Here is a 13,763-nt window from a genome sequence, read left to right on the forward strand (position 1 = left end):
AGTTGTCTAGAAGCTAAACTTCACCAGGCTACGATAATTCACGCTGGAGAGCTTCTAACAAAATCCAGATGCCGTTCCGAGGATGTAGACTCATTAAACTTATAACCTAGCTCACTAAATTCTTTAAGACGAGACAAATCATCAAATTGATTTTGCATAACAAATCTTGCCATGGCTCCACGAGCTTTTTTAGCATGAATGCCAATCATTTTTAACTGTCCATTCTTGTTTTCATAAAAATTAATCGTAATTATTGGATAATTGAATTTTTTTTCATCAACTACCTTAAAATATTCAACAGAAGCTAGATTAATTAATACAGGATTTTCTTGATCGGCCAGCTGTTGATTCAGTGCATCTGTTATTGTATCTTGCCAAAAATCATATAAATTCTTTCCCTCAGAATTTTCTAAACGAACTCCCATTTCGAGTCTATAAGGTTGAATTGCATCTAGAGGATTCAGTAGACCATAAAGTCCCGACAGGATTCTTAAATGATCTTGAGAATATCGTACCGCATCTTGAGTCCAGTTTTTTGCTTGTAAGCCTTGATAGACATCACCTTGAAATAAAAATAATGCTGGGTATGAATGAAGTAACGCCTTATCATCCAAATGAAATATTTGGTATCGATGATAATTTAATTCAGCAAGATCTTTCGATAAATCCATAAGCGCTGCAATTTCATCTACAGATTTAGTTTGCATCAAATTTACAAGAATGCGCGTTTTATCCATAAATGCGGGTTTCGATATATTAGCATCGTATGGCTTAGATGGATCTAATAATTTTTTAGCTGGTGATAATAAAATAAGCATGTATCATTTCCATGTATTTTTAATGTGGTTTAGTACCAGGGACCATACCTACTCTCGGTCGGAAAACATAAATCGTTATGGGATCGCTACTCTCAATTACATTTCCATCCTCATCTATCACTTGAACTGCTAAAGTATGTGATCCTCGATACATACCATTTATTTCAAACACAGGATTTTTTTGCGGCTCCCCTAGAACTGCATTATCATAGAGCAATTGCAATTTGTCACCTGGATAAAGATCAGGTTCTGTTTGAGCTGTTACTGTGACAAAACCTTGATTATTACGAATTGTCGCTCCGCTCTCAGGCTGAACAATCCCAATTTGAGTATACGAATGTTTTAATTTTACAGGGCTTTGATCTTGTAATTCGTTTGGTTCAGGAGATGTTTTAGGAGGTATAGAAGATGGTGACGAAGAGTTATTTTCATCAGGGAGAGTAATGATTTGAGCTCCTGCATGAGGTGTATCACTAAAATGCACACCTCCCTGACTGTCTACCCATTTATAAATTTGCGCATTAGATGCGCAAATTATCGTCATTAATAATAGAAAGACAAAAACTTTCATCACTCTATTCCTAAAGGCTGTAATATAACTCAAACTCATAAGGATGAGTCATACTTCTAATTCTGCTTGTTTCTTCTTCTTTCATGTTGATGTAATTCATAATGAAGTCTTTAGTAAATACATCACCTTGTAATAAGAAATCATGATCCATCTTCAGATGTTCCATTGCTTGTTCCAAAGAAGAACATACTGTAGGTATATCAACAAGCTCTTCTGGTGGTAAATCATAAAGATCTTTATCCATTGCCTGCCCTGGATGAATTTTTCTTTGAATACCATCTAAGCCAGCCATCATCATTGCTGAAAACGCAAGATAAGGATTTGCTGTAGGATCTGGGAATCGTATTTCAATACGACGAGCTTTAGGATTATTCACATGAGGAATACGAATAGCTGCTGATCGATTTCTTGCAGAATAAGCTAAAAGAACGGGAGCTTCAAAGCCTGGAACCAAACGCTTATAACTATTCGTTGCTGGATTAGTGAATGCATTTAAGGCACGAGCATGTTTTATAATGCCTCCAATGTAATACAATGCAGTTTCTGAAAGTCCTGCATACTGGTCTCCAGAAAACAAATTAACACCATCTTTGGATAAGGATTGATGACAATGCATCCCATTTCCATTGTCTCCTACCAGCGGCTTGGGCATAAAAGTAGCTGTTTTGCCATAATTATGTGCGACATTATGGACCACATATTTTAAAATTTGTAATTCATCAGCTTTTTTGGTCAACGTATTATAGCGAGTTGCAATTTCACACTGATTTGCGGTGGCAACCTCATGATGATGCGCTTCGACGATCGTTCCTAATGATTCTAAAGTCAAACACATTGCCGATCGTATGTCATGAGAAGAATCTACTGGAGGCACAGGGAAGTACCCCCCCTTTATTCCAGGACGATGACCAATATTCCCTCCTTCCAACTCTTTTCCTGAGTACCATTGAGCCTCTTCCGAATCAATTTTATAAAAAGCGCCTCCAATAGTTGTTTCCCATTGTACGCTATCAAAAATGAAAAATTCGGGTTCGGGACCAAAATAAGCAGTATCAGCTATTCCTGTGGATTGTAAATAAGCTTCAGCTCGTAAAGCGAGAGAACGCGGACAACGCTCATATCCCATCATTGTTTTAGGATCAACAACGTTGCAACGGATAAATAAGGTATTGTCTTGAAAAAAAGGATCGAGCTTTATTGTTTCCAAATCAGGTACCAAAGCCAAGTCTGACTGGTGAATTTTTTGCCATCCCTTAAAAGAAGATCCATCGATCATTTTCCCGCTTTCAACAAAATCATTATCTACAGCAGAAACTGGAATAGTAATATGTTGTTCTTTCCCGCGTATATCAGTAAATCGTAAGTCAATTAATTTTGCCTCGTGCTCTTTAATTGCCTCAAGTATAGTATTTTTGCTCATTATAGGTCTCCAGGATAATCTGGTTGTATAGTGTACCTTAAGTGACTTCTTAAACCCAATAGATTAAACTGTATGTTTTCCTTCATAACAATAAAAAACTATGGGTGCGTATCAATATCAGGCACTACAAAAAAATGGCAATACGACTAAAGGAGTGCTCGAAGCGGACTCCGAACGCCATGCGCGCCAACTCTTACGTGATCGAGGACTTATCCCCACACAAATTCGGATTCTAACACAACAACGCTCAGGCAATCACGCCAAAAGTAAAATTTCTGCGGCCGATCTGGCCTTATTCACTCGTCAGTTAGCCACATTACTGGCAGCGGGTATCCCTGTAGAGGAATCACTACGTGGTGTCAGTGAACAAACAGAAAAAGATAAAGTGAGAGAATTAATTATTGGGGTTCGCTCAAAAGTACTTGAAGGTTATGGTTTAGCGCAAGCTATGGCTCAATATCCCCATGCATTTCCTGAGTTATATCGAGCAACAGTGGGCTCAGGGGAGCAAACCGGGCGTTTAGATGTCGTTTTAGAAAAATTGGCGGATTACACGGAAAATCAACAGCAAACAAAACAAAAAGTTCAACAAGCTTTAATCTATCCCATCATTATGATTCTCGTTTCAATTGGCATTATATCTTTTTTATTAAGCTTCGTAGTCCCTAAAATCATCGAAGTATTCACTAGTAGTGGACAAACACTGCCGGAAATGACTGTGCTCTTAATCAGCTTGAGCAATTTCATCAAAAATTATGGCTTTTACACGTTACTTGGGATTCTTCTTCTACTGATTGCTTTTAAAAAAAGCTTAGCTAATATTAAAATTAAAACATTCTGGCATCGCCTACTGCTTAAACTTCCCATAGTCTCTTATTTGGTAAAAACCATTAATGTCTCACGCTATATTCATACTTTTGGTATTCTTTTCGCTGCCGGTGTAAACGTTCTTGAAACAATGCGTGTTGCTGCGAGTTTAGTGACTAATGTTATCATGCGCCAGTCATTTGATACGGCGGCAATAAAAGTAAGAGAGGGATGTGGGATCAATGAAGCGTTAAAAGAAACAGGTTATATCAGTCCCATGGCAATCCATTTAATTGCCAGTGGCGAAAAGAGCGGCCAATTGGCAAATATGATGGAACGCGCAGCACTTCATCTAGATAACGAAGTAAAACGTTTAATTGATACATCACTTACATTATTAGAACCTATGGTCATTCTTTTGATGGGGGCAATCGTTTTATTCATTGTTTTAGCTACCTTGCTTCCTATTTTTTCAATGGAACAATTAATTACTTAATATGGTATAATACCGCAATAAATAAACCCCAAAATGGGGTATAATATGGATTTCCTGGGATTTGCTTTATGGCAGGTGCCTCCATTACCTAGGTTATATTTAGACGGAGTAAAGATGAATAGACAAAAAGGTTTCTCATTAATTGAAATCATGGTTGTGGTTGTTATATTGGGCATTCTTGCCTCTATAGTGGTTCCTAAAATTATGGGGCGCCCCGATGAAGCACGAAAAGTCAAAGCAAAACAAGATGTACTTGCCATTCAAAATGCTCTTGACTTATATAAACTTGATAACGGCACTTATCCAACTACGGATCAAGGTTTAGCAGCACTTGTTGACAAACCCAACTCCAACCCCATACCAAACAATTGGAAGCAATACTTAAAATCATTACCAACTGATCCATGGGGAAGAGATTATCTTTATTTAAATCCCGGACAACATGGTGATGTAGATGTGTTTACCTACGGAGCGGAAGGACAACCAGGAGGTACAGGAATTAATGCCGAGATCGGTAATTGGGATGAGAAAAAATAATCTAGGTTTTACTTTAATTGAAATTTTAATAGTTTTAGTGATTATAGGCATAACCTTTGGTTTTGCCTTACTTAGCTTTGGTGATTTTGGAGAAGGTCGACGTGTTCTGTTTGCAGCCGAACAGCTAGTAAATACACTTCAATTGGCACAACAACAAGCAATTTTAGAGACCAGTACACTGGGTCTACGCATTAATAACGAGAGCTATCAAATTCTTCAGCTGCAAAATAATTCGCAATGGAAACCCATTTCGAATAAAGGAGTATTTAAAGTCACCTATTTCCCTCAAGGCACACATATTAACTTAAAAATCAACCACCGGGCTCTGTCTGGTGGACCTTCTATCATTCTGACCTCATCTGGTGATATGACGCCATTTTCTTTGTATTTCGGTACTGAGAAAGAACACAATCTCGCCTTAATTGTTGGCAAGTCAAATGGAAGTTTAAAATTTAATGTGGTTAATAATAAATGATAAAGCATGATAAAAAAGCAGGATTTACACTCATCGAAGTATTATTAGCCCTTTCTGTAATTGCTATTGCACTCACAGCGTTGCTCAAGGCAATTTCTCAAAATGTTGAAACTGCGCGACGTATTAAAGAAAAGACCGTAAGCCACTGGATTGCCATGCAAGGGGTAGCCATGATTCAGCTCAACTTACTTCAGGTGAGTCCAAGTCAAGAAACAACCCAAGATACAACGATGCTCAATGAACATTGGTATTGGCGAGCAAAAATCAGCGCAACATCACAAAAAAACATTCAAAAAATAATTATTTTTGTAAGCACCGAAAAAGCAGGCCCTTTTAGGGAAGAGCTGCAGGCATTCAGGTATGTGCCATGAAAAAAACCTTAAAAAATCAAAAAAAAATTAGGGGATTTACTCTAATTGAAATTTTAATTGCGCTGGCCGTATTTGCCATTCTTGCTACAATCACCACATCCGTTTTATATAATGCATTTACCACTCGTTCACGAGTTAATGAGCAAAGCTATCGTTTAAACGAAGTTCAACTAGCAATAAGTCTAATTCAGCAAGATACAAGCCAAGTTGTGGAACGAGCCATAAGAGGCAACGAAATGCGCTTATTTTCAGCTTTTATAGGACAGACGAACTACCTGGAATTTACACGTGATGGAGTGGTAAACCCTGGTAGTATTGAAAAGCGGAGCACACTAAAACGAGTAGCTTATGTTTGTCAAGAAGGAACTTTGATTCGTAGATCATGGAATACACTTGATAGCTTAAATCGAAATGCTTATGAAGATAAGCCTTTATTATCTCATCTTACTGATTGTCATTTTGGTTACTTAAATCAAAACTTGCAAATACTCCCTGAATGGAGAGAACAAGCGGTGAGCTTAAATCAACGCAAAGAGCCATTTCCCAAAGCCTTACAAGTGAATTTGACTTTGCGGGATCTAGGTGAAATCAATTTATTATTCACCTTACCAGGGGCACTTTATGCCCAAAATTAATACGGTAAAGCCTACAGTAAAATTTGAGGAAAAACTCACTGTAGTATGTCATAAGAGGCTAAATAAAGGCAGTGCGTTGCTTACTGCTCTTTTTATCATGACCTTAGTTGCAATCGTAGCTACAGCAATGAGTACTAAAATCCAGTTAGATATTTACCGTACAAAACTAATACTCACTCATGATAAGCTTTATCTTGCTACCCAAGCAGAAACTTTTTGGGCAATGGGAGAATTAAATAATCCCAAAAATAAATTCATGAAAGCAAGCGCTCAGGGAATAGTAAGCCAATATCCTCTAAATATGGAGCATATTGACAAGACAGTTGTATTAAGTGGTGTACTTTATGATTTACAATCTCGATATAACCTAAATAATTTGACAAATAAAAAAGCAATGCTTGGGTTCGTCAATCTTATTGGAGCAACCATACCACAAATCTCCGAAGCAGAAAAAACGCAATTAACTCTTGCTGTGAGTGATTGGCTGACATCCTATGATCTTGCTCGAGGCAAAGATAACTACCTATCTTATTACACAAGCCAAAAACCCCCTTATTATCCAAGCCATCAACTCATGAGTAGCCAATCTGAACTACGATTGGTTAAAGATGTAAGCGCACCTATTTACTTGGCTTTAGAGCCATTCATATGTGCATTACCTGAGATTACGCCTATTAATATCAATACAGCACCAAAACAAGTGCTAAAATCATTAAGCGCTACAATAAAAGATACCCAACTTAATGAGCTACTGAAACAAAGAAAAGAAAATGGAATTAAAGACTTAAAAAAAATCACTGAATTACTCCAGAAACTCGATATTGCCAGCGATCAAATCACACTAGAAAGCAGTTACTTTCTCAATGTTGCCTCCGCTACCAGTGATAATATAAACTTAACCGTATATTCTTTGTTGAAAAGAAATCGTGATAAAAATGGAAAAATTACGGTTACGCTTCTGAGAGAAAGTCTCAATATTTTTTAATCATCCTGAGATTCTTGTTTCATATTCTGGGCTATTTCTTTAGCCAGCTCCTCAGCTTCTTTTATCTCATCTGCAGATAATTTCTTTTGAAGCACTTTTAACTCTTTTGCTGCTTCCTGATTTTTATTTTCTGCTGCAATTTTAAATAAAGCATACGCTTTAATCCAATCTTTATCGACTCCTAATCCTGCAAGATACATATAACCTAACTTAGCTTGTCCTAGTGTGTTTCCTTGTGCTGCAGCCTTAGTAAACCAATAGAAGGATTGTGCATAATCTTTATCTACTCCTGTTCCCGTGAGTAGCAATTGCCCTATTTCTACCTGGGCATCAGATTGCCCATTTTGAGCAGCAACCTGATACCAATAAGCTGCTTTTTGAGGATCAGCTTCAACTCCATAGCCTTTTAGGTAGTAATAAGCTAAGTAAGTTTGTGCTCTGGGATGACCTTGATTTGCTGCTTGTGAAAACCAATAAAAAGCCGATGGATCATCTTGTCCAACACCGGGTTGTTGCCCAGTATATAAAAGCCCTAAACTGTATTCTGCTTTTGCATCACCTTGTTCTGCTGCTTTTTGATACCAGTAGAGGGCCTTATTCACATCTTTTTTGGTTCCCTCTCCCATAATATAATCATAGGCAAGATTCACCTGTGCTTTACTGTACCCTTGTTTTGCTGATTTTTCGAACCAATCAAATGCCATTTTTTTATTTGCTGTGACACCATCCCCTGTGCTATACATCAAAGCAATATTTCTTTGTGCGATGGCATTACCTTGTTGTGCCGACTTCATATACCATTGAAACGCCGCTGGAAAATTTTGTTTTACCCCTTCCCCCAGATCATACATAAAACCTAGACTTAATTGTGCTAAAGGATAATTTTTTTCTGCAGATTTTTGATACCACTTGAGCGCTTCTTCGGGATTTTTTGATACACCTTGTCCATATTGGAACATACGACCCAGTAAATACATAGCCTCAATATTGCCATCTCTGGCTGCTTGCATCAAATAAGGATAAGCAGTTGTATAATCTCCATTTTCAAATGCTGCAAAACCGACAACCTCTCCATCAGCAAAAGCAGTATTGACAACCAGCAATGCTGCTAAAATAAAGCTGCGCATGCTGTCTCCAATTGAATCCTCTTATCTAAAGCGTAGAATATAGAATCAACAAAGCAAGTAATTGTCTCTATTTAAAGAAGAATTATATCTATTTCAGATGATCACCTGGGGATCTTAGGCCTTCCGCTTAGGTAACAGATGGAATGGATTTTATTTGTAAGTAAGTTTTTTCTCAATTTAATACGATGAATGGATTCATCACATTACCTTAATTCACGTGGTTTAGCCGATGTAAAGGCCGCATAAAAGTGCCTTTACATCGAACGTACCTTATTAAATTACTTTCCTGCCACCATCATCTTGTCAATGAGTATAGAACCACATCGTGTAGCAATATTAGGGTTGATATCACTTCCCACCGCAAGAATCCCTTTAAAAATATCTTTTAAATTTCCTGCAATGGTCACTTCATCAACAGGATACTGAATCATTCCATTTTCGACCCAATAACCACTCGCCCCCCGTGAGTAGTCTCCTGTAACCCCATTTATTCCTTGACCCATTAATTCAGTAACTAACAGTCCCTTACCCATTATTTTTAATAAATCAGCCAGATCCCCTGCTGTTGGGTCAATTGTTAAATTATGCACTCCATCACTATTTGCCGTCGTCTTTAAGCCAAGCTTACGAGCGGAATAACTTCCTAATACATATTGCATCACACGTCCTTTTTCTACTATGAGATTAGGCCGAGTGGGAACACCCTCACTATCAAATGGCGAACTCCCTAAAGCGCCCAACAAATGAGGTTGCTCATAAATACGAATAAATTCAGGAAACACTAGTTGTCCTATGGAATCCAATAAAAAGGTATTTTTTCTATAAAGATTCGAACCACTAATTGCATTAATAAAACTTGAAAATAGGCTACTAGAAATTCGCGATGAAAAAATAATAGGGATTGTTTGTGTAGCAATCTGTTGTGCTCCCAACCGACTGACAGCTCGCTCTACTGCATTTTTTGCGACTAAATGACTGTCCACCAAGTCGTTCGCATGACGAACGGTGGTATAATCATAATCACGTTGCATTTCCTCACCCTCTTTGGCGATAAACGAACAACTTAAACTATGGCGTGTACTATGGATGAAGCCACACCCACCATGCGTGTTTGCAAATCCATGATGGGATTCATGTGTAGACACATTAACTCCATCTGAATTTGTAATTCGCTTATCCAATGACAAGGCATAGTTTTCACATTTTATAGCTAAATCAATCGCTTGTTGAGGATTTATATCCCAAGGATGGAATAAATCAAGATCAGGATAATTAGTCGTCATTAACTCCTTATCTGCTAATCCAAAACAAGGATCTTCAGCACTCACTCTTGCTATATCGCAGGCGGCTTTAACCATTGCCTCCAAGGCAGCAGGCGATGTATCCGTACTGCTGGCTCCCCCTTTTCGTTTGCCAATATACACAGTCAAACCAATTCCTTTATCCTCACTAAAAGCAACAGTTTCCACCTCTCTCATACGTACATCGACTGAAAAACCCTTGTCATTAGTCACAGCGACCATAGCGTCTGTTGCCCCCTCTTTTCGGGCAATTTCGAGTACCTCATTCATCAAACGAGTTAAATCTGTAGTTGACTTATGTACTTCACTATTGTTATGTTGCGGTTTAATTTGCATAAGAGATTCCGTGGTGTTGAATGATGTACATAAGGATACAATAACATGTCTTCGCAAACCAATGTTTATCATGCAAACAAATTATATTTGTTCTTTTTCTTGTTTTTTATAAGTATTTTTTTAGCTCCATTTCAATCTCATGCTGAAGGAAATTGGCAGAAATTAAGCCCTGGCATAGAGTATCAGGATCTCGCAGGAGGAATACTCGCACCTTGGTCGCATGTCTATGTTTTTCGAATCGATCTCAATAAAAATAAGTTAGGTTTGGTCAATGCAAAAAATTTATCCTTAAAAAATGCCTCTGTTAATCAATTTGCAGAACACAGCAACGCACTTCTAAGCCTCAATGGCGGTTTTTTTGATCATGAATTTAACCCTCTTGGACTTAGGATCACTAATGGAAAATTAGAAAATCCACTAAAGCGAATTAGTTGGTGGGGTGTTTTTTTTATAAAAAATAATAAGGCGCATATTTCGAGTCTGCGCCAGTTTCATTATGACGGTGAGATTGATTTTGCCATTCAAAGTGGCCCCCGATTATTGATCAACCGGAAAATTCCATCGCTAAAACCTGGCATTGCCGAACGATCTGCTTTGGGGATCAACGCAGACGGGAAAATTATTCTCTTGGTCACCACCAATGCAGCAATGACTACTAATAAACTTGCTCATTTGATGCGCTCCCCCCCATTATCTTGCATCGATGCCATCAACCTGGACGGCGGTAGCTCCAGTCAATTGTATGCACATATAGGATCGTTCCTGCTAAATGTGCATGGATTCTCCAATGTTAGTGATGCAATTATCGTGAAAAAAGAGGCTTGTGATTGAGAAAAAATTATTCTGAAATTAATCACAAGTTATCCACAATATATTCCCACTTTATTCTCTTGACAAAAATACATTAACCACTAACAAACACATTATATTGTTGCGTCAACTAAAAAAATACACTATATATTGTTTTGTTGATTACTTTTTTTGTTGATTTTTAACTCCTATACTGTAATTATATCCACTTCAAATAATAAAAATTAAAACCCAGCGGAGGAAAAATGTCTGCAACTATTGATCCGGTAAATGATGTGCCGCAAATCAGTCAATTGGAATTGACCGCTAATGCCCCTGGTTTATTAAAAACCATTAAGCGCAATGGTAAAGTAGTAAATTACGATGATACAAAAATTAAAATAGCAATTACCAAAGCCTTTATTGCTGACGAAGGAGGCACAGCGTCTACATCGGATCGTATCCATCAGCAAATTGAAGAACTTACTCGTCAAATCACACAAGTCTTTAAACGCCGTTTACCCAGTGGTGGCGCGGTTCATATAGAAGACATCCAGGATCAAGTCGAGCTAGCACTTATGCGTAGCGGCCACTATAAAGTAGCCAGAGCCTATGTGTTATACCGCGAAGAGCATCGTAGAGCACGCGAAAATGAATTAAAAAAGCAAGCGAGTGACCAGAAGCTTCTGTTAATTACTATGCCTGATGGAGAATTAAAACCATTAGACACAGAACGAATGAATACGATTGTTCATGAAGCATGTCGCAATCTAGAACATGTTGAAGCGGAACCAGTCATTAAAGATGCACTGCGCAACCTTTATAATGAAGCAAAATTCGCCGATGTACATAAAGCATTAATTATGGCGGCACGTACTTTAGTTGAAAAAGAGCCAAACTACACTTATGTCAGCGCACGCTTACTATTAGACAGTTTACGAATAGAAGCATTGCATAAATTAGGTATTGAAGCAGACGCTACCTTTGATGAAATGAGTCAACTCTACCCTGCTTATTTTAAAATCTATGTTGCCCATGGCATCAAGCAAGGAATGCTTGATGAAAAAATGGTTGATTTTGATTTAGAAAAATTGGGTAAAGCACTATTACCTGAGCGTGACATGAAATTTACCTATCTAAGCTTGCAGACTTTATATGATCGTTATTTTATTCATGACCAAGGAACACGTTATGAATTACCCCAGGCTTTTTTCATGCGCGTTGCTATGGGTCTGGCAATACGGGAGAAAGATAAAAATGAAAAAGCAATTGAGTTTTACCAATTATTGTCTTCTTTTGATTACATGTCCTCTACACCAACCCTATTTAACTCTGGGACGATTAGACCCCAGCTCTCCAGCTGCTATTTGACTACAGTCCCTGATCATTTAGATGGTATTTACAGTGCCATTAAAGACAATGCCTTGCTTTCTAAATATGCAGGAGGTTTAGGTAATGACTGGACACCCGTACGTGCAATGGGATCTCACATCAAAGGAACTAACGGAAAATCACAAGGCGTAGTTCCTTTTCTAAATGTTGCTGATGCCACAGCAGTTGCCGTAAACCAAGGAGGAAAACGCAAAGGCGCCGTTTGTGCTTATTTGGAGTGTTGGCATAAAGACGTAGAAGAGTTTTTAGAATTAAGAAAAAATACTGGAGATGATCGACGTCGTACCCATGATATGAATACTGCATTGTGGATACCCGATTTATTTATGATGCGTGTACGCGAAGATGCTGATTGGACTTTATTTTCTCCTGATGAAGTTCCCGAGTTACATGATCAATTCGGTAAGGCCTTTGAAGCTTTATATGGTGAATATGAAGAAAAAGCCCGCCAAGGTCTTATGAAAAATGTAAAAACTGTATCTGCAGTCAAACTGTGGCGCAAAATGTTATCCATGCTTTTTGAAACTGGCCACCCATGGATGACATTTAAAGATCCATGTAACTTGCGCTCACCACAGCAACATTCTGGCGTGGTTCACAGCTCTAACTTATGTACTGAAATTACGCTTAATACTTCAGAAGAAGAAATTGCTGTATGTAATTTGGGCAGCATCAATCTTCCTGCGCACATCAAAAATGGCCAACTCGATATTGAGAAATTAAAACAAACTATTAAAACAGCCGTTCGTATGTTGGATAACGTAATTGATATTAATTATTATTCTGTACCTCAAGCACGTAACTCCAATTTAAAACACAGACCTGTTGGCCTTGGTTTAATGGGCTTCCAGGATGCATTGTATGAATTAAAAATCGATTATGCTTCTCAAGAAGCCGTCGAATTTGCTGATTCATCTATGGAATTAATTAGCTATTATGCAATCGAAGCATCTTGTGATTTAGCTAAAGAAAGAGGCAGCTACTCCAGTTACGAAGGTTCTTTATGGAGTAAAGGCATATTGCCAATTGACTCTATTAATTTATTACAACAAGCGCGTAATAAATACTTGGAGCAAGATCGTTCACAACGCTTAGATTGGGAAAGCTTGCGCATTAAAGTACGTACTCAAGGAATGCGTAACTCAAACGTAATGGCTATCGCGCCAACAGCCACCATCTCTAATATTTGCGGTGTAGCGCAATCCATTGAACCTACTTATCAAAACTTATATGTCAAATCCAATTTGTCAGGTGAATTTACAGTGATCAACCCCTATCTGGTTGCAGATTTGAAAGCTCTGGATCTTTGGGATGAAGTGATGGTTAATGACTTGAAATATTTTAATGGCAGCGTACAACCAATCAGTCGTATTCCAGCTGACTTGAAAAAACGTTATGCGACCTCCTTTGAAATGGATCCGATTTGGTTAGTTGATGCTGCTTCTCGTCGCCAAAAATGGATCGATCAAGCCCAATCACTCAACATCTATATGGCCCAGCCTTCTGGTAAAAAACTGGATCAGCTTTACATGCATGCATGGATTCGTGGGTTAAAAACAACTTATTATTTACGTAGCATGGGCGCATCTAATGCAGAAAAATCCACTGTGACTGATAGTGCACTCAATGCAGTCAAAATAATGACCGAAGCACCCAAAGCATGCTCCATACTCGATCCAGACTGCGAAGCGTGCCAATAATTA

The 13,763-nt window shown here is 38.1% G+C and carries 13 protein-coding genes; 8 read left to right on the forward strand and 5 right to left on the reverse strand.

Annotation, left to right across the window (positions count from 1 at the left end; translation table 11 throughout):
- Positions 1 to 38: 38 nt before the first annotated feature.
- Genes yaaA through glnA form a run of 3 tightly spaced genes read right to left on the reverse strand, consistent with a single transcriptional unit; the run spans position 39 to position 2,809 of the window.
- Positions 39 to 818 (reverse strand): peroxide stress protein YaaA, encoded by a 780-nt coding sequence (gene yaaA / locus EL220_RS09650; RefSeq protein WP_027269718.1) that lies wholly within the window; start codon positions 816 to 818, stop codon positions 39 to 41.
- A gap of 19 nt (positions 819 to 837) precedes the next feature.
- Entirely contained in the window at positions 838 to 1,389 is a 552-nt protein-coding gene (locus EL220_RS09655) for a DUF4124 domain-containing protein (RefSeq protein ID WP_128130872.1), read from the reverse strand.
- Positions 1,390 to 1,399: 10 nt separating this feature from the next.
- On the reverse strand, positions 1,400 to 2,809 hold the full coding sequence (gene glnA, locus EL220_RS09660; protein ID WP_027269716.1) for a type I glutamate--ammonia ligase: 1,410 nt from the start codon (positions 2,807 to 2,809) through the stop codon (positions 1,400 to 1,402).
- Positions 2,810 to 2,909: 100 nt separating this feature from the next.
- Here glnA and lspF point away from each other — a divergent pair, with 100 nt between their 5' ends.
- The 6 genes from lspF to gspK all read left to right on the forward strand — a co-directional run bounded on the left by lspF (position 2,910) and on the right by gspK (position 7,115).
- Positions 2,910 to 4,112, forward strand: coding sequence for a GspF family T2SS innner membrane protein variant LspF (gene lspF / locus EL220_RS09665; RefSeq protein WP_027269715.1), 1,203 nt, complete (start codon positions 2,910 to 2,912; stop codon positions 4,110 to 4,112).
- A 114-nt stretch (positions 4,113 to 4,226) separates the two neighbouring features.
- Positions 4,227 to 4,649, forward strand: a complete 423-nt coding sequence (gene lspG, locus EL220_RS09670) for a GspG family T2SS major pseudopilin variant LspG (protein ID WP_027269714.1) — start codon at positions 4,227 to 4,229, stop codon at positions 4,647 to 4,649.
- Positions 4,636 to 5,124: a type II secretion system minor pseudopilin GspH gene (gene gspH, locus EL220_RS09675; RefSeq protein ID WP_027269713.1), complete on the forward strand. Its 489-nt coding sequence runs from the start codon at positions 4,636 to 4,638 to the stop codon at positions 5,122 to 5,124. Before lspG ends, gspH begins: the two co-directional genes overlap by 14 nt.
- Positions 5,121 to 5,495, forward strand: a complete 375-nt coding sequence (gene lspI, locus EL220_RS09680) for a GspI family T2SS minor pseudopilin variant LspI (RefSeq protein WP_027269712.1) — start codon at positions 5,121 to 5,123, stop codon at positions 5,493 to 5,495. The genes gspH and lspI overlap by 4 nt, the downstream gene beginning before the upstream one ends.
- Positions 5,492 to 6,130, forward strand: coding sequence for a GspJ family T2SS minor pseudopilin variant LspJ (gene lspJ / locus EL220_RS09685; protein WP_027269711.1), 639 nt, complete (start codon positions 5,492 to 5,494; stop codon positions 6,128 to 6,130). The genes lspI and lspJ overlap by 4 nt, the downstream gene beginning before the upstream one ends.
- Positions 6,117 to 7,115, forward strand: coding sequence for a type II secretion system minor pseudopilin GspK (gene gspK / locus EL220_RS09690; RefSeq protein WP_027269710.1), 999 nt, complete (start codon positions 6,117 to 6,119; stop codon positions 7,113 to 7,115). Before lspJ ends, gspK begins: the two co-directional genes overlap by 14 nt.
- On the opposite strand, the gene EL220_RS09695 is transcribed toward gspK, so the two are convergent.
- Both EL220_RS09695 and pmbA read right to left on the reverse strand, forming a co-directional pair.
- Positions 7,112 to 8,242: a tetratricopeptide repeat protein gene (locus EL220_RS09695; RefSeq protein WP_027269709.1), complete on the reverse strand. Its 1,131-nt coding sequence runs from the start codon at positions 8,240 to 8,242 to the stop codon at positions 7,112 to 7,114. The two genes, gspK and EL220_RS09695, sit on opposite strands and share 4 nt — an antisense overlap.
- A 278-nt stretch (positions 8,243 to 8,520) precedes the next feature.
- Positions 8,521 to 9,879 carry a metalloprotease PmbA gene (gene pmbA / locus EL220_RS09700; protein ID WP_027269708.1) on the reverse strand — a complete coding sequence of 453 codons (1,359 nt, stop codon included), beginning with the start codon at positions 9,877 to 9,879 and terminating at the stop codon, positions 8,521 to 8,523.
- Positions 9,880 to 9,924: 45 nt separating this feature from the next.
- Here pmbA and EL220_RS09705 point away from each other — a divergent pair, with 45 nt between their 5' ends.
- Complete coding sequence (locus EL220_RS09705) at positions 9,925 to 10,710, forward strand: phosphodiester glycosidase family protein (protein WP_128130873.1); 786 nt, start codon at positions 9,925 to 9,927, stop codon at positions 10,708 to 10,710.
- Between the two features lie 224 nt (positions 10,711 to 10,934).
- Positions 10,935 to 13,760 carry a ribonucleoside-diphosphate reductase subunit alpha gene (locus tag EL220_RS09710; protein ID WP_027269706.1) on the forward strand — a complete coding sequence of 942 codons (2,826 nt, stop codon included), beginning with the start codon at positions 10,935 to 10,937 and terminating at the stop codon, positions 13,758 to 13,760.
- Positions 13,761 to 13,763: the final 3 nt, after the last annotated feature.

Origin of the sequence: Legionella sainthelensi, from assembly GCF_900637685.1 — a bacterium.
Lineage (GTDB): Bacteria > Pseudomonadota > Gammaproteobacteria > Legionellales > Legionellaceae > Legionella > Legionella sainthelensi.